The following is a 15,915-nucleotide window of genomic DNA, read 5'->3' as shown; positions in this document are numbered from 1 at the left end:
GTTTAGTGGAGGAAAACGTCAGGGATGGCCAGGGAATTGCCAATGGGCAGCATCTGCGAATCTTGCAGGTCTTGGAGCCGAGCGGCGGTGGCTCCGGCCGTCATTTTATCGATCTTTGTGCAGGCCTCGCTGCCTGCGGCCAAACGGTAACCGCTGTCTATTCTCCTTTGAGAGCCGAAAGCCGGTTCGTTGCCGAATTGCTGGCGCTGCCGCTGCACGAGATCATTACGCTGGACATGCACCGTGCGGTCGGCCCCTGGGATTTGGCCTCCTATAGCGCGCTGCGACGGCTGATCCGCGACAAAGGCCCATTCGACATCGTGCATGGCCACAGTTCAAAGGCCGGCGCGCTGACCCGACTGGCAACCCTGCCCGGGCGCAATCCACCGGTGCTTTACACGCCCCACGCCTTCCGCACCATGGACCCGACGCTCGGCTCCAAAGGCCGTTTGGTCTATGGCGGCGTGGAACGGCTGCTTGGGAGGTTCTTCAGCGACCGGGTGATTTGCGTTTCGCCAGACGAATATCATCATGCCGTGGCGCTGGGTATTCCGGCGCGAACACTCCGCATTGTCGCAAATGGCGTCAAATATCCGCCCGGCGACGCCCGCTCGGAGACACGCACACGCTTCGGCATTGCCCATGAGCACCTGGTTTTCGGTTTCATCGGCAGGCTCGTCGCCCAGAAAGCTCCGGAGCGGCTGATCCACGCCTTTGCCAGCATTGCAGACCTGATGCCTCAGGCACGGTTGGTGATGATTGGCAGCGGCGAGCGGGAGGCGGAACTGCGCAACTTGATCCATATCCTCGGTCTTGATGGCAAGGCACAGATCCGTAGCGATATGAGCGGACATGATGCCATCCAGGCTTTCGACATCCTGGTTGCTCCCAGCCGCTACGAGGCCATGTCCTATGCGATGCTGGAGGCCGCAGCCGGTGGCCTTCCCCTCGTTTTGACAGCAGTGGGTGGAACGAGCGTTGTGCTGGAGAATGGCGTCAACGGCTTTGCCGTTCCCAATAGCGATGAGATCAAGCCGCTTTCAGACGCCATGGCCGCCTTTCGCGATCCCCTGGTGCGGGCACAGCTTACGGCTGGCGCATTGAGCCGCCGTAACAACTACCGGCTTGAAAAAATGGTGGCCGAAACATTGGCAATCTACCGGGACCTACTGCCGCAAACCACGCCATGCCCGGTGATCAAACACGAAACCGACAGCAGACTTCGAACGCCCGGAGACCACACGACCTTGCGGCTCGCCAATCAGATTGGTGAATGACCCAGGGAGACTGGCAGGTATTTTTTCACACGCATGGAACAATTTCTCTTCTGTCGCATTAAGCAGCGCGTTCAGCCGAAACAGTTGGCGGACGGACAGAAGAGGGACAGCATGAACCGCACAAACGGTCTTTATTTGATCATCGGCGCATTGGTCGTCATCGTGGTTGGCCTCGGCGCCTATGCCTATCATGAGGAAACCAAGCCCAAGGGCGTGGAACTCAGCATTGGAAAAGACGGCGTTGCCGTCGAACAGAAATAATCTCCAGCCAGCGCGTTTGCCTTACAGCACTGCCGTATTATAAAACGCCAGTGCTGTAAGGCTTTATACTATTGAATAATTCTCAAGTGGAGGCAAATCACGCGACCTTGCGTTTGCCTTCAGCCCTGTCGAGACCCCAGCTTTCCACAAGCAGGGATGGCAAATGCAGGTCTCCAGGTAGCATATAGGGCATTTCCTGCCCCTCGCCCGCTTTGATCGGCAGACCATGCCCCAGGCCATCCATTACGGCATATTCCACCTTGATCGCACCGTCTTCGTCATGCCAGACATAGCCGTCGCTCCGGCCATAGGCGACGGGCTTTGCCTTGCCGTCCAGCAAGCCATGCACGGCAAGCCATTGGATGACCAGCGCATCGGCGTTCTTCTGATGGACGACATTGTCATCCCTGCCCTGCCAGATCGAAATCCGTGGCCAGTCCCGACCTTCGGGCGCGGCCTGATAGACCAGTTGCGCCCATTCATCCGGGGCTTTCGCCACACCGTTATGCATGATGTTCAAGGCATTCATTGCATCGCGCGCGCCACCAACCGGCAGGCCGGCAACCACGGCACCTGCCTTGAAGATATCGGGATAGGCGGCCAGAGCCGCAGCGGCCAGCGCACCACCGGCCGACAGGCCCATGATGAAAACATGGTCGGTGCTCAGGCTATGGGCCTCGACCATGGTGTCAATCATCTGGCGGATCGAGCCCGTCTCGCCGCGATCACGCGCAACAGCACTCGGGCGAAACCAGTTGAAACACCCATTCGGATTGTTGGAACTACGCTGTTCGGGATAGAGCAGCGCGAAACCGTACTGACGTGCCAGACGGCTCCAGCCGCTGCCGTCATCGAAATCCTTAGCCGTCTGCCCGCAGCCGTGCAGCACCACCACAAGCGGCGCACCCGGCTGCAAACCCGCAGGCACATAGGTCATCATCCGCAAATGCCCGGGATTGCTGCCGAAGCTGGTGTTTTCAACAAGGCGTGGCTGGGCGGGCTTTCTCGGTTTCGGCGCGACCTTTTCGCGAGGCGTGGCGCTCTCAACCAGATCCACAAATGCCTTTTGTAACTTTTTTTGGCGGCGAACCATGGCGGCCACCGATTTTGGAACATTCAATCGCATCACATCTGCCTTCCTGACGGCTGCATTCTCTCGTCTGCTTCACAAGCCGCCAATACTTCTGGCCCTCAAAAACTCATGGTGAATATCGTCTCATGCTAATCTCGAAGGTTATGAGGACCAACGACACGGCATATTGCTGCACTGCACCCAATATAAGGCAGAGACGGGACTTTATCGATACCAGCGCTGCACCATTCGGCGCTTTTGTAGCCTGTCTAGCCTCTTCAAAGTCCAGAAAATCTGATAATAACCGTTAGAATATAGATGGTTACGGAAAACATCTGTCTATTACGTGCACCGCAAAAAAAGAATTATACATTATAAACATAAAACTCTTGAGATTAGCTTACGCCCTGAAAGGATTACGCAAGCACAAAGCCGCCGCCTCTCCCCAAAATAGAAGGGCTTCAGCAAACCTGAGTGCAAGGCGCTGTAACGCTGAAAATAGGCATCTGGTTTGAAGAGAGACAATCACCCAAACTGGGGGGGAGTGATTGAAATAAATGGTCGGGACGGCAGGATTTGAACCTGCGACCCCTTGACCCCCAGTCAAGTGCGCTACCGGGCTGCGCTACGCCCCGACCCGCTCCTAAGAGCAAGGTTCACTTAGAGTTTTTGACTTTCGGGCGCAAGCGGAATTTTGCCCGGACAGATCAAAAACACGCAAAACACACCTCAAAACTCATTCCGCCAAGATCGACGGTGGAAGCCTGACGGTATACGTCGTGCCACTGGAGCTCGTCGCGCTGGCCAGGGAACCGCCGAGTTGCTTGACGAAAGCTTTGACGAACTGGGTGCCAAGTCCCGACCCCTCCGATTTGCCGCTGAGGCCGATTCCGTTATCGCTGACGGTCAGTGCGACCTCACCTTCCCGGCGCTGAAAGCCGAGAACAACCTCGCCCTGCCCCGATGGAAAGGCATATTTTACGGCATTGGTGGCAAGCTCATTGACGATCAAGCCGATCGATACGGCATAATCGGGTTGAATGCTCAACGGCTCGGTTTTCGTGCTGATCGTGATGTTCGAATTCGGGCTCAAAAGGCTCTTACGGATCGTGGTGTTGATGCCTCTCAGGTAGGTTTCCATGTTGACGGGGCCAAAGGCACTGGATTGAGCAATGACGTCGTAAAGCTCGGCAACGGCTCTAATCCGCGCTTGCATGGCCTTATATCCTTCGGCGCAAGGTTCTGCGGCGCGGCGAATTTCGTGCGAGACGAAAGAGGAAATGATCTGCAGGCTGTTTTTGATGCGATGGGCGAGTTCCGCTGCCAATATATCCCGATGCCTATCGAACAGCACGGCCTCCGTCGCGTCTTCGAATACGACGAGCATCCGGGTGACATGATTGCCTGGCCGAAATATTTTCCGGGCATTGATCTTGAACACACGACGGCCCAGACCGGGAAAGTCGTCCTCCAGCAGCAAGCCATCGACATGCTCGTCGCGTGGCAAGACACGCTCCAGGAGATCGTTGAGCGCAGCCACGTTCCACTGGCCGTCCCCCAGCGTTTTCAACTGCTGGCCGACAACCTCCGTGGCTTGAACACCGAAAAGTTTCAAAAAAGAACGGCTGGCAAACACAACGCGCATGTCATGTTCCAACACCAGCAATGGATCGCGGACCGTATCGACAATATTCTGCGCAAGAATCCAACTGCGCTCAGCTTCCGCACTGGCAAGGCGCGCTTGCGTGACATCATCGATCGACATCAAAAACAGGCTTGTGGCATCACTCGTGCGTTGAACCCGCCGCACATTGACCAGCATGATCCTATGGCCCAGATCGGGGAAAACCACATCAATTTCATGAGCATTAACGACGATATCGAGCGGAACGATCTGCTCCAAAAGCAATCGAAGCCCAGGTATGTTCCAATGGCCACCCTTTAGCTCGTACAGCTGCCGTTCCAGTGTCTGTTCAGAGGTGATCTGGAAATTGGCGTAGAAGGCTTGATTGGCGGCAAGCACAGTCAGATCCTGGCTCAGAATCAGCACTGCGTCACGGGAGGTATCAATGATGTCCTGAGGCAGGATTTCGTTGAGCGGAAGATTGGTCAAGGGGTGTCGCTTTTCTAAGATGAGATAGGCTGTTTCCAGGTGCGGCTAGGCCGCGCGTGAAATAGGTGAGCTATACCACGGTCCAAAGATACCAATGCATCACTGGCTTTGGATAGAGATCAGTGGAATAGCAAACATCGTTTTTAATGAAACATTTGCATCGGACGACCAAAACGGCATGCACGGCAACAGGTGGCTCGTCCTCGCCCATCAAGGCGTGCTTTGGCTAATCGCTCATTTCGTGGCACTGTCTCTGGAGGTTTTCGTGGGTTGATCGGGCCCGGGGCCAGCAATCAAACTCTCGAAAATCGCATCGTTTGTCTTGCGCCATGTCTCGTCCGTCAACCATTGATAATCCTGGTCCGGCATCAAAGGGACTGCCTTCACCTGCGCATTCGAAATCCGCAGAAAGAAGCTCTTCCTTTCCCGATCGACAAGCAGGTAGCGAAGCGGAACAACGAGACTATCCTTGCCCGGTACAAAAAAACCACCAGCCGCAACGATTGCGTAATCCTGCCGGTCCTTGGTGCCGATGACCACATTGCGAACCTCGCCAACAATCTTGTCATCGGCGGTCCGAACCTCGGCCCCGACAATTTCATTGACCAGCAAGCCAGGATCGAGATCGTTGATGCTGATCAAAGCCCCCTCATTGGCAGTGCCACGGCTTCCCTTGACCTGGCCCAGCCTATGCCATTGCGGCTCGCCGGCGGCCAATTGCTGGTCGGTCGCGTCTTCGTCATTGGTACCCAACCGCGCCATGAACGGGGATGCGATCAATTCACGAATATTGCCCAGTAACCGCTCGCAATCTTTTTCCAGCCCGTAATTCCACAGAAGAAAGGCCGCATCGCGCAATTTGCGCAGGTCATGCACGAGATAGCGGTTTTGAGGATCCCGGAATTCAGGCTTTTCCAGAATGGCTTCTTCAAACCTTGCATCGGAAATATTGCAGGCGGCGAGCGCTGGCGTGCCACAAAGCGCAAGCAGAAGCGCTCCAGCCGCGGCTGATTTCATAAACGTCATTCCTAGTCCGATCGGCGGGTTTTGCTATGACTTCGTGTTGCCCAGCACACTGATCGGAAGGAGGCGCACCGCATGACGCTATTCTTCAGTCAGCATAACGCGCGCCATCCTGATTTGTTCCAAAATTTAAGAAAATATTCCTTTTTGCCGTTCTTTTCTTATTGCCGAAACACACGCCAGACACGTCTTTGCCGTCGATTCCACAGCCCGCGATATACGGCCAAAATTTATTATTCACATCGGATTTTTTCTGCGGAACCAATGGTTAACCGTGGCGTTATGAGCCGCGGAGAACATGACATGACATTAGACAGAGACTTTCAGCGGCCGGTCGCCTTGGTCATTGCCGGAACCACCCACATGGTCAGATCGATTCGGGAAGCAGCCTGGCTGCTTGCCGATCAATGGCCGGATTTTTCCTGCGAATATTTTCGCAAGGCCTTGTCCGCCTGCGCAGCCGCCCTGGAAGGACGGCGTTCCGCCACCTATGCGCGGCGCGCGCTGATCCTTGCCGCGCATCGCGCCAATGTGGCGATTGCGCCGGAGCAAACTCAGGCGGCGTGAGGGGTGTTTTAGCGGACCTGATCCAATAGCCGCTTGCATTCCAGCAGATCGAACAGAGTTTCCTGAAGAAGCGCCCGGTCTTCCTTGCCGACCGAACCACGGCCAGCGGAAATGTCGAGAGCGCTATCGTCGCCACCGCCGAAGTTAAAGAATCGGCTGCTGGTACGCGACTTTGCATGACCGACAACCTGATCGTCGTCGCTGCCGAGTTTGGGATCGTCATTGCTGGATTGGCCAGCAGCAACCAGGGCTTCCATCGTCGCCAGATCGCCGGAAGCGACAGCCATGACGAATTTATTGCCGTTGGTTTTCAGAAGCTTCTGCACACCTTTGATCGTATAGCCATGATCGTAAAGCAGATGTCGAATGCCCTTCAGCAGTTCGATATCGTCAGGACGGTAGTAGCGCCGCCCGCCGCCGCGTTTCAGCGGCTTGATCTGCGGAAACCGGGTTTCCCAGAATCGCAGCACATGCTGAGGCAAATCAAGATCGTCCGCCACTTCGCTGATCGTGCGGAAGGCATCAGGGCTTTTATCCAAGACGGGCTCCATCATGTCACTCTCAACGACAGCATGTCTCTCATCAGAAACTGAGGCTGTATCATCTTGTATTGCAGCTACTGTTTTGAGGACTATTCAGTAAGTCGCCCATCCGTATGGCAGCTCGAAAGCGCCGTCCGCAACAAATAGGGACCGACATAATCAAGCTCAAAACTTGCCGGAACCGCTGGGGTTGCTCCCAAGACCATTAAGCAGCAGGATTGGCCGGTTTCTGCTTGGCTTTGCGGGCCAGATGCGAGCGCAGAATACGCTGTTTCAAGACATTGGAGGCCTTGAACGTCATCACCTTGCGGGGCGAAATCGGCACTTCTTCACCGGTCTTCGGATTGCGGCCGATCCGCTCGTTCTTTGCGCGCACCTGGAAGGTAGCGAAAGAGGAAAGCTTGACCATTTCGCCACGCACGATGGCATTGCAAATCTCATCGATAACAGTTTCGACAAGTTCGGCGGATTCCGTCCGGGAGAGACCAACCTTGCGGAAGACCGATTCAGCCAAATCCGCGCGTGTTACCGTTTTGCCAGCCATAGCATCCCGTCCATTTATCAGTTCTGATCGTTATACTCAGAGACTATTGATATGAACGCAATCGGTCAAGCACCGTTAACAACTTGTTTTTGCGGCAACTACCAGCGCAGCAGCAGCGCACCCCAGGTAAATCCGCCGCCCATGGCTTCCAACAGCACCAAGTCACCCTGCTTGATCCGGCCATCAGCGACAGCAACCGAAATCGCCAGTGGAATCGAGGCAGCAGATGTATTGCCATGCTGATCGACGGTGATCACAACTTTTTCCAGGGGAATATCCAGTTTTTTCGCAGCACCATCGATAATGCGGCGATTGGCCTGATGCGGCACCAGCCAATCGACATCCTCAGCCGTCAGGCCCGACGCCGCAAAGGATTGTTCGATCACATCGGCGATCATCCCGACCGCGTGCTTGAAGACTTCACGGCCTTCCATGCGCAAATGGCCGACGGTGCCTGTCGTGGATGGGCCGCCATCGACATAAAGCTTGTCCTTGTGCGAGCCATCCGAGCGCAAATGCGCCGTCAGCACGCCGCGATCGGCAATGGTTCCCTGCCCTTCGACCGCTTCCAGCACCAGAGCGCCAGCGCCATCGCCGAACAGCACGCAGGTGGTACGGTCCTGCCAGTCGAGAATACGCGAAAAGGTCTCGGCACCGATGACCAGCACCCGCTTCGCCAGTCCGCCGCGAATATAGGCATCCGCCGTCGTCATGGCATAGACGAACCCGGTGCAGACGGCCTGAACGTCAAAGGCAAACCCATGGGTCATGCCAAGCCGGTTCTGGATATTCACCGCAGCCGACGGAAAGGTGTTGTCGGGCGTCGATGTGGCGCAGATGATCATGTCGATATCGGCGGGCGCGAGGCCAGCGGCCTCCAGCGCCTTCAAGGCAGCCTCAGCGCCAAGCGAGGCGGTGGTCTCCCCCTCGCCGGCAATATAGCGCTGCTTTATGCCGGTGCGTTGAACGATCCAGTCGTCCGACGTGTCGACAAGCGTTTCCATTTCGCGGTTACTCAATAGCCGCTTGGGCAAAGCCGAGCCAACACCGCGAACAACTGAACGAATCATTTTATATTTATCCTGTCTTTCACGCTGCTTCCGGCCCGGCGCTGGAGGAACCAGCCCTGGACGTCGATGGAAAGCGAGTGTGATAAAGTTTCAAATCATTTTCAATTTTCTGGGTCAAACCATTGCGCGCCATGTCATAGCCAACCTCAATGGCTGAACCGAAACCTTCCGCGTCCGTACCGCCATGGCTCTTGATGACGATGCCGTTCAGACCGAGAAAGACGCCGCCATTCACCTTGCGCGGGTCCATCTTGTCCTTCAGCGCATCGAACGCCCCCTTGGCGAAGAAATAGCCGATCTTCGACATCAGGCTGCGCGACATGGCAGCCCTCAGATAGGTGGCAATCTGGCGCGCCGTGCCTTCGGCAGCCTTCAGGGCGATATTGCCGGTGAAGCCTTCCGTGACGACGACATCGACCGTGCCCTTGCCAAGATCGTCTCCCTCGACGAAACCAGCATAGTTTAGGGTGTCCAGACCTGCCTCACGCAACATGCGGCCCGCTTCGCGCACTTCTTCCTGACCCTTGATTTCCTCGACGCCGACATTCAACAAGCCAATCGAAGGACGATCAATCTGGAATAAAGCCCGGGCCATAGCGCCGCCCATGACGGCGAAATCCAGCAGTTGTTGCGCATCGGCACCAATGGTGGCGCCAATATCGAGCACAATGCTTTCCCCCTTCAGGGTCGGCCAGATCCCGGCAATGGCCGGGCGCTCCACATTGGCCATGGTGCGCAGGCAGAACTTGGACATCGCCATCAGTGCGCCGGTATTACCGGCAGACACGACAACATCCGCCTCGCCTGTTTTGACGGCCTCAATCGAGCGCCACATGCTGGAGACATAGCGGCCACGCCGCAGCGCCTGGCTTGGCTTTTCGTCCATAGCGATTGCCACTTCGCAATCGTGGAAGACGGATTTTGCTTTCAATTTTGGATATTTGGCAAGAAAAGGCTCGCACTTTTCCCGCTGGCCAAACAGGATGAATGTAATCTCCGGATGGCGCTCCAGCGCCCGGGCGGCGCCCGGAATAACGACTTCGGGACCGAAATCGCCCCCCATGACGTCGAGAGAAATTTTGACCACGCGTCTTAATCCCTTCTTTTTCACCCCCAGGTGAAATTTTCGGCCAAAATACCGGTTTTGGTCTGGCGTACAACTTATTTGTGGTTCATCGTCAAGGCGCGACTGTCAATCTAGTCCTTTTTCCAGTCTTTAAGCGCGGCAAAGGGCGATGGGCGAATAATCTGCGCGCCTGTATCCTCGTTATGGCCTGAAAATTCAACGCCCGGCTTGCGCGGATAGGGGTCGATTGCCATGGCGGCAAACTCGGCGACCAGCGCGCCCGCATCGATCGTGTCCCCGACGAAGGGTTCCGGCGCGTCCGGTCCATCCGGGTCCAGCACCATTTCGCCCTGGCCGTCCAGCACAATGCGGGCAAGCTTGGAGCCTTCAGGCACGAAAACCTGCTCCACCTGTTCGCTAATCTGCGTCAGGACCGGCTCCAGCGTCACGACGCAGGCCTGCTCGATTTCACCTTCCACCACGCCCTTGATTCGCACACCGTCGCGCTTCCAGCGGCTGATCTGAAGTTCAGCCTTCAGGGAACGGACAGCCAGCACTTTCCACAGCTGCGCCAGGCCTTGGCGCTCGGCGTCATTGGCCTCAAGGCGCACCCGTACGGCATTGGCGGAGACATGTCCGACCTTGACGTGATAGGAAAAAGGCGTGTTTGCCAGGGTTTGGCCTTGCGATTTCATCGATGAACCTGCTGCTCTGGAAGAGGAAATGCCAGCGATCCGATGATCACGGTCTCTTCCGTCATTTGTAAAAGATATGTTTCCGCTGTGATGGCCCAATGGGCCAGATCCGTCATGGCCGGAAGCGCGGCTTCTGGCACGTCTGGATGGATATTGCGCCGAAAGCCGGCGGCAAGCGCACTCTCATCCTTCAAATCGAGTGCCTTGCCGTAGGTTTCAAGGCGGCCGTAGAACATTCCCGCCAATTTTTTCATCCTCTTGGGCACGGTCTGGTCGCCGACGCCCAATTCCCGGATGGAATGATCGACATCCTGAAAAAACGCGTCAATGATTTCCTGCGCCACTTCCTGGCCGCTGCGCTCAGATTTCGCCGTGCGGCGCAGATAGAGAATCAGCACCAGCGACAGCATTTCAAAACGGCCCATCACGGTATCCGGCACGTCGAACGCCTCGTAGAATAGCGGCACGCGGGCGGTTTCCATCAGCACCGCATATTGGCGATCGATAATCTGGCGGTTGTTGCGGCGGGTCTTGAACAGGGAAAAAATCATCGCAGCGCCTATTTTACGTGTTGCCGGCTATTCGTCCGATCCCTGGAGAAAGAGGCGCGACGGCCCGACCGATGTTGCATGATGGCTAAAGCTGGTTTACCGAAGCAGTCATGAATTGCAATGCCGTTTTACCGGACCGGCCCTGCCGATGGCAATCGTATCGGCCAAAGTGGGTTGGAGCTTGAAACATATCGTTGCTCCGTCTTTTCGGTTTCCCCGGAAAGGCCACAATGATATGGGCAAGACGCAAGCGGATAAGCACAAGAAGCGACTGGCGCAAGAAATGGCTGGCGCAAGAACGAACCTGGCCTGCAGGCGGGCAGAAGAGAGCATGATGGGAGATGCATCATTGAAGAGACGGTATTTCCGGCCCGACGCCAGGGCAATCGGCCTGGCCGCGATGACTTTGCTGATCGCAACCGGCGGCTTGACCGGCTGCACGACCAGCGAAGTTTTCCATAACGGCTATATTGTGGACCCAAAGGCGCTCGATCTGGTGCCGGTCGGGGCCAGCCGCGAACAGGTCCTGCTATCGCTCGGCACGCCGTCCACCACGGCGACCTTCGATGGCGAGGTATTCTATTATATCTCCCAGACCCGCAAGCGCCCCGTGGCCTTCATGAAGCAGCAGCTGGTCGATCAGCAGGTTCTGGCGATTTACTTCGACAAGAACGGCACGGTCGTACAGCGCGCCAACTACAGCATGAAGGACGGCAAGGTCTTCGACATGGTGTCGCGCACCACGCCAACCGGCGGCAAGGACCTCAGCTTCCTGCAACAGATTCTGTCGGGCGGCAACGGCGCTGCCAACAGCGTCAAGAACATGCTCGGCTTCCAATAAGCAGAGCCTCGATATCAAAACAAAACCCGCGGCCTTACGGTCGCGGGTTTTTCTATGTCTGCGGTGTATCAAACACCCTCAACCGGCAAGAATAGCCAGCAGCAACAGAGCAACGATATTGGTGATCTTGATGGCCGGATTGACGGCAGGGCCTGCCGTATCCTTGTAGGGATCGCCAACCGTATCGCCTGTCACCGACGCCTTATGGGCGTCTGACCCTTTCAGATGCGTTGTGCCGTCCTTGTCAACAAAACCATCCTCGAAGCTCTTCTTGGCATTATCCCAGGCGCCGCCGCCCGATGTCATGGAAATTGCCACGAACAGGCCGTTGACGATCACGCCCAGCAACGAGGCCCCCAGCGCCGCAAAGGCCGAGGCCTTGGAGCCGGAGACCAGCAGCACACCGAAATAGACGACGATGGGTGCAAGCACCGGCAACAACGACGGCACGATCATCTCACGGATCGCCGCCTTGGTGAGGATATCGACGGCGCGACCATAATCCGGCTTTTCGGTTCCCTGCATGATGCCGGGCTTTTCACGGAACTGGCGGCGCACTTCCTCAACGATCGAGCCAGCGGCCCGGCCCACTGCCGTCATGGCGATGCCGCCGAACAGATAGGGAATGAGCCCCCCGAAGATCAACCCGGCCACCACGTAAGGGTTGGAGAGGCTGAAGGAAATGTCGCCTATTCCAGCGAAATACGGATATTGATCGCCATTGGCGGCAAAATATTGCAGGTCATTGGAATAGGCGGCAAACAGCACCAGCGCACCAAGCCCTGCCGAACCGATCGCATAGCCTTTGGTGACGGCTTTCGTCGTATTGCCAACCGCGTCCAGCGCATCGGTAACCTTGCGCACCTCCGGTGGCAGATGGGCCATTTCGGCAATGCCGCCAGCATTGTCGGTGACGGGACCGAAAGCATCAAGCGCGACGATCATCCCGGCCAGCCCCAGCATGGTGGTGACGGCGATGGCGGTGCCGAACAGACCGGCCAGCTGATAGGTGGAGATGATGCCGCCGATGATTACCAGCGCTGGCAGCGCGGTTGACTCAAGGGAAACTGCCAGCCCTTGGATAACGTTGGTGCCGTGGCCGGTCACCGACGCCTGGGCGATGGAATTGACCGGGCGTTTGTTGGTTCCGGTATAGTATTCGGTGATCACAACGATCAGCGCGGTGACGACCAGGCCCAGAATGCCGCAAATGAACAGGTTGACGCCAGTGATGGCCTGACCCGCAACGCTGCCAATCGCGCCCCAACCGATGGTAAGCTGGGTTGCCACGGCCAGCCCGATGATCGAAAGCAGGCCAGTGACGATCAGGCCCTTGTAGAGCGCGCCCATGATCGAGCCATTGACACCGAGCTTGACGAAAAACGTACCAGCAATCGAGGTCAGGATGCAGGTGCCGCAAATCGCCAGCGGATAGATCATCGCGCTTTCCAGTATCGCGCTGCCTGCGAAGAAAATCGCCGCCAGCACCATGGTGGCGACCACGGACACCGCATAGGTCTCAAACAGGTCGGCGGCCATGCCGGCGCAATCGCCAACATTATCGCCGACATTATCGGCAATGGTGGCCGGGTTGCGCGGATCATCCTCGGGAATGCCCGCCTCGACCTTGCCGACCAGATCGCCGCCGACATCGGCACCCTTGGTGAAGATACCGCCGCCCAGCCGGGCGAAAATCGAGATCAGCGACGCGCCGAAGCCAAGCGCCACCAGCGCATCGATGACATCGCGCGAGCCGCTGGCATGGCCAAGACCATAAGTCAGGATGAGATAATAAACGGAGACGCCGAGAAGGGCGAGACCAGCCACCAGCATGCCGGTAATGGCCCCGGATTTGAAGGCAATGTCGAGACCGGCGGCCAGGCTCTGGGCCGAGGCCTGCGCGGTGCGGACATTGGCGCGCACCGACACATGCATGCCGATAAAGCCCGCTGCACCGGAGAGAACCGCGCCGATCAGAAAGCCGATGGCAGCCTCTCCCGACAGGAGGTACCAGACGCCTGCACACACCACAGCACCGACGATAGCGATGGTCAGATATTGCCGGGCCAGATAGGCCTGCGCGCCCTCGCGGATATAGCCGGCGATTTCCTGCATACGCGGCGTGCCCTGGTCAGCAGCCAATACCGCCTGCGTTGCCCAGACCGCATAGGCCACCGAAATCAAGCCACATAGAATTACGCCTAACAGAACTGCCATTCCAACGCCTCCCTGTTGGACACCGCCCTCTCCTCCAAGGACGTTGCCTGTTTCTAACAGTCTATCCAATAATCGCCGCTGGCCGGCTGCAAATGGCAATTTCTGCGCTTCCGGTACTCACGTACGTTAAGTACGCTCCGTTCCGGTTCTCAAAATCACCATTTTCGCCAGGCCAGCAGCAATTCTTGAACAAACTGTAAGGCAGAGTGCGCTTCTCACGCTGCAAAGGTCAAGAGCGTGCAACCGGATTTCAAAGCGTCCTGCCGTGCCAGAACGCAATCAACAACCGTCGGGAAATGTTCCGCCGTGAAGGGCTTTGTTGGAGGGTATCAGGAGCCGTCAGGCCTTGGCGCGGCGCTCGGCAAGCAGTTGCAGCGCAATCAGCACGAGGCAAAGCACGGTCACCGGCCAAATCACCAGGTTCATCACCGACCATCCATAGGCAGTAAACACCTTGCCGGAAGAAAAGGACGAGAGGGCAACTGTGCTGAACAGGATGATGTCATGGAAACCCTGGACCTTGTCAGCTTCCTGTGGCCGATAGGAGGAGGCAACAATGGCTGTCGCGCCGATGAAGCCGAAATTCCAGCCGATGCCGAGCAGCACCAGCGCGCCCCAGAAATTCCAGAGTTCAACGCCCATATGCGCAACGACGGCGCAGCCCATCAGGATCAACAGACCGGCGGCAACGATTTTTTCAGCCCCGAACCGGCGGATCAGCCGTCCGGTGAAGAAGCTTGGCGCGAACATGGCGATGACATGCCATTGAATACCGAGTGTTGCCTGATCAGAGGTAAAGCCGCAGCCGATCACCATGGCGAGCGGCGCACCGGTCATCATGAAGGTCATCAGCGCATAGGTGCAGATGCCGCAGATCATCCCGGTAATGAACCGTTGCGTCAGCACGATCTCACGCAGCGAGCGAACGGGCTTGGCGCTGTCATCCTGGTGGCCGAGCGGCTGCCCAAGATGAACGAAGCTGAGAATCGCAATGGCCAGCAGCATCAGCGGTGCCAGCGCCAGGAATGCACCGGCAAACAACACCGGCTCGAACAGATCTTTCAGCCAGATCGCCAATTGCGGACCAAGGATCGCCGAAACAATGCCGCCTGCGAGAATCCAGGAAATGGCCTCGCCCTTGAAATAGCTGGGCGAACTGTCGGCGGCGGCAAAACGGATCTTCTGGGTAAAGCCGCTGGACAGGCCAATCAGCAGCAGGCCGAAGGCAAACAGCCAGAAATCGATCCTGAACAGCGCCAGCGTAGCGACCAAACCGCCAATCGCCGCCGAACCTGCCCCGATGATGAATGCAGCCTTGCGGCCAAACAGGCGGGACGCAATGGCAATGGCCACTGCGCCAAGGGCTACGCCAATGTTGAAGCCGGTGAGCGGCGCTGTCGCCAGCGATTTATCGGCACCCAGCATTTGGTAACCGGCAAGCCCGCCCAGGGAAAAGGACAGGGGGGCAACAGAGCCCAGAACCGCCTGGGCAGCGGTCAGGATAGCAACGGTGCGCTTGGCACCTCGCAACTGATGTTCAAGGCCAGTGCTGCTTTCCACTGCCATGTCCCTGCCCTTCCCCCGAAGGGCTGTTACTTGACTGCGGGAACCCGGACCTGCTTGGCAATCCGGTCCAGCACCGCATTGACCAGCTTGGGCTCGTCTTCCTGGAAAAAGGCGTGGGCAATCTCGACATATTCCGTGACGATCACCGCAATGGGTACGTCCTTGCGCTCCAGCAATTCGAACGTGCCAGCGCGCAGAATGGCCCGCACGGTGCTGTCCACCCGGGCCAGCGACCAGTCGTCCTGCAAGGCCTGACGGATCAGCGGATCGATCTTGGTCTGGTCGCGGACCACACCGGCAACGATGGAGCGGAACCAGGAGGCATCGGCCTTCAGATAGGTTTCGCCGTCGATTTCCTGACCGAGACGATGGGTCTCGTATTCGGCAACGACTTCAAGAACGCCGGTGCCGCCGATATCCATCTGGTAGAGGGCCTGCACGGCGGCAAGCCTGGCGGCGCCGCGCTGGTTGGCGGTCTTGACCGGCGGTTTGTTATTTTCGGTCGTCATC

At 57.3% G+C, this 15,915-nt stretch carries 16 protein-coding genes and 1 tRNA gene; 4 read left to right on the top strand and 13 right to left on the bottom strand.

Annotated elements, in window-relative coordinates; genetic code table 11:
• Positions 1-5 precede the first annotated feature (5 nt).
• The gene (locus FS819_RS04920; protein WP_234624906.1) at positions 6-1,277 is read left to right on the top strand and encodes a glycosyltransferase; all 1,272 of its coding nucleotides are present in this window, start codon (positions 6-8) and stop codon (positions 1,275-1,277) included.
• Positions 1,278-1,388: 111 nt separating this feature from the next.
• Complete coding sequence (locus tag FS819_RS04915) at positions 1,389-1,538, top strand: hypothetical protein (RefSeq protein WP_015915610.1); 150 nt, start codon at positions 1,389-1,391, stop codon at positions 1,536-1,538.
• Positions 1,539-1,635: 97 nt separating this feature from the next.
• Here FS819_RS04915 and FS819_RS04910 read toward each other — a convergent pair whose 3' ends face one another.
• The 4 genes from FS819_RS04910 to FS819_RS04895 all read right to left on the bottom strand — a co-directional run bounded on the left by FS819_RS04910 (position 1,636) and on the right by FS819_RS04895 (position 5,749).
• Positions 1,636-2,664 (bottom strand): extracellular catalytic domain type 1 short-chain-length polyhydroxyalkanoate depolymerase, encoded by a 1,029-nt coding sequence (locus FS819_RS04910; RefSeq protein WP_156550761.1) that lies wholly within the window; start codon positions 2,662-2,664, stop codon positions 1,636-1,638.
• Positions 2,665-3,168: 504 nt separating this feature from the next.
• Positions 3,169-3,245 (bottom strand) — tRNA-Pro (locus FS819_RS04905).
• Positions 3,246-3,346: 101 nt separating this feature from the next.
• Entirely contained in the window at positions 3,347-4,723 is a 1,377-nt protein-coding gene (locus FS819_RS04900) for a sensor histidine kinase (RefSeq protein WP_156550762.1), read from the bottom strand.
• Positions 4,724-4,957: 234 nt separating this feature from the next.
• Positions 4,958-5,749, bottom strand: a complete 792-nt coding sequence (locus FS819_RS04895) for a PRC-barrel domain-containing protein (RefSeq protein ID WP_156550763.1) — start codon at positions 5,747-5,749, stop codon at positions 4,958-4,960.
• 300 nt (positions 5,750-6,049) lie between these two features.
• On the opposite strand from FS819_RS04895, the gene FS819_RS04890 reads away from it, so the two are divergent.
• The gene (locus tag FS819_RS04890; protein ID WP_060715801.1) at positions 6,050-6,313 is read left to right on the top strand and encodes a DUF982 domain-containing protein; all 264 of its coding nucleotides are present in this window, start codon (positions 6,050-6,052) and stop codon (positions 6,311-6,313) included.
• 8 nt (positions 6,314-6,321) lie between these two features.
• Here FS819_RS04890 and FS819_RS04885 read toward each other — a convergent pair whose 3' ends face one another.
• From FS819_RS04885 to FS819_RS04860, 6 genes are all read right to left on the bottom strand, one after another.
• Positions 6,322-6,867, bottom strand: coding sequence for a MerR family transcriptional regulator (locus FS819_RS04885; RefSeq protein ID WP_015915593.1), 546 nt, complete (start codon positions 6,865-6,867; stop codon positions 6,322-6,324).
• Between the two features lie 193 nt (positions 6,868-7,060).
• A complete protein-coding gene (locus tag FS819_RS04880) occupies positions 7,061-7,399 on the bottom strand; it encodes an integration host factor subunit alpha (protein WP_015915592.1) in 339 nt (112 codons plus the stop codon).
• 98 nt (positions 7,400-7,497) lie between these two features.
• Positions 7,498-8,469: a beta-ketoacyl-ACP synthase III gene (locus FS819_RS04875; RefSeq protein ID WP_015915591.1), complete on the bottom strand. Its 972-nt coding sequence runs from the start codon at positions 8,467-8,469 to the stop codon at positions 7,498-7,500.
• Between the two features lie 19 nt (positions 8,470-8,488).
• A complete protein-coding gene (plsX, locus tag FS819_RS04870) occupies positions 8,489-9,556 on the bottom strand; it encodes a phosphate acyltransferase PlsX (RefSeq protein ID WP_041696419.1) in 1,068 nt (355 codons plus the stop codon).
• Between the two features lie 110 nt (positions 9,557-9,666).
• Positions 9,667-10,230, bottom strand: coding sequence for a YceD family protein (locus tag FS819_RS04865; protein WP_060715802.1), 564 nt, complete (start codon positions 10,228-10,230; stop codon positions 9,667-9,669).
• The gene (locus FS819_RS04860; RefSeq protein WP_156550764.1) at positions 10,227-10,781 is read right to left on the bottom strand and encodes a ubiquinol-cytochrome C chaperone family protein; all 555 of its coding nucleotides are present in this window, start codon (positions 10,779-10,781) and stop codon (positions 10,227-10,229) included. The genes FS819_RS04865 and FS819_RS04860 overlap by 4 nt, the downstream gene beginning before the upstream one ends.
• A 334-nt stretch (positions 10,782-11,115) precedes the next feature.
• Between FS819_RS04860 and FS819_RS04855 the strand changes: the two genes are divergently transcribed.
• Positions 11,116-11,622: an outer membrane protein assembly factor BamE gene (locus FS819_RS04855; protein ID WP_197434214.1), complete on the top strand. Its 507-nt coding sequence runs from the start codon at positions 11,116-11,118 to the stop codon at positions 11,620-11,622.
• Positions 11,623-11,700: 78 nt separating this feature from the next.
• On the opposite strand, the gene FS819_RS04850 is transcribed toward FS819_RS04855, so the two are convergent.
• From FS819_RS04850 to nusB, 3 genes are all read right to left on the bottom strand, one after another.
• Positions 11,701-13,839: a sodium-translocating pyrophosphatase gene (locus tag FS819_RS04850; protein WP_156550765.1), complete on the bottom strand. Its 2,139-nt coding sequence runs from the start codon at positions 13,837-13,839 to the stop codon at positions 11,701-11,703.
• 339 nt (positions 13,840-14,178) lie between these two features.
• Complete coding sequence (locus FS819_RS04845) at positions 14,179-15,405, bottom strand: MFS transporter (RefSeq protein ID WP_156550766.1); 1,227 nt, start codon at positions 15,403-15,405, stop codon at positions 14,179-14,181.
• A gap of 26 nt (positions 15,406-15,431) precedes the next feature.
• Positions 15,432-15,914 carry a transcription antitermination factor NusB gene (gene nusB, locus FS819_RS04840; protein WP_015915584.1) on the bottom strand — a complete coding sequence of 161 codons (483 nt, stop codon included), beginning with the start codon at positions 15,912-15,914 and terminating at the stop codon, positions 15,432-15,434.
• Between the last annotated feature and the right edge of the window lies 1 nt (position 15,915).

Source organism: Allorhizobium sp. Av2 (assembly GCF_021462805.2).
In the GTDB taxonomy this organism is placed as follows: domain Bacteria; phylum Pseudomonadota; class Alphaproteobacteria; order Rhizobiales; family Rhizobiaceae; genus Allorhizobium; species Allorhizobium vitis_G.
The sequence above is the reverse complement of the archived record's forward strand: the minus strand, read 5'-3'. Positions and strand labels throughout refer to the sequence as shown.

Coding starts and splice junctions, on each gene's coding strand:
- FS819_RS04915 (WP_015915610.1), top strand. CDS start 1,389: ATGAACCGCACAAACGGTCTTTATTTGATCATCGGCGCATTGGTCGTC.
- FS819_RS04910 (WP_156550761.1), bottom strand. CDS start 2,664: ATGCGATTGAATGTTCCAAAATCGGTGGCCGCCATGGTTCGCCGCCAA.
- FS819_RS04895 (WP_156550763.1), bottom strand. CDS start 5,749: ATGACGTTTATGAAATCAGCCGCGGCTGGAGCGCTTCTGCTTGCGCTT.
- FS819_RS04890 (WP_060715801.1), top strand. CDS start 6,050: ATGACATTAGACAGAGACTTTCAGCGGCCGGTCGCCTTGGTCATTGCC.
- FS819_RS04885 (WP_015915593.1), bottom strand. CDS start 6,867: ATGATGGAGCCCGTCTTGGATAAAAGCCCTGATGCCTTCCGCACGATC.
- FS819_RS04880 (WP_015915592.1), bottom strand. CDS start 7,399: ATGGCTGGCAAAACGGTAACACGCGCGGATTTGGCTGAATCGGTCTTC.
- FS819_RS04875 (WP_015915591.1), bottom strand. CDS start 8,469: ATGATTCGTTCAGTTGTTCGCGGTGTTGGCTCGGCTTTGCCCAAGCGG.
- FS819_RS04865 (WP_060715802.1), bottom strand. CDS start 10,230: ATGAAATCGCAAGGCCAAACCCTGGCAAACACGCCTTTTTCCTATCAC.
- FS819_RS04860 (WP_156550764.1), bottom strand. CDS start 10,781: ATGATTTTTTCCCTGTTCAAGACCCGCCGCAACAACCGCCAGATTATC.
- FS819_RS04855 (WP_197434214.1), top strand. CDS start 11,116: ATGGGAGATGCATCATTGAAGAGACGGTATTTCCGGCCCGACGCCAGG.
- FS819_RS04850 (WP_156550765.1), bottom strand. CDS start 13,839: ATGGCAGTTCTGTTAGGCGTAATTCTATGTGGCTTGATTTCGGTGGCC.
- FS819_RS04845 (WP_156550766.1), bottom strand. CDS start 15,405: ATGGCAGTGGAAAGCAGCACTGGCCTTGAACATCAGTTGCGAGGTGCC.
- nusB (WP_015915584.1), bottom strand. CDS start 15,914: ATGACGACCGAAAATAACAAACCGCCGGTCAAGACCGCCAACCAGCGC.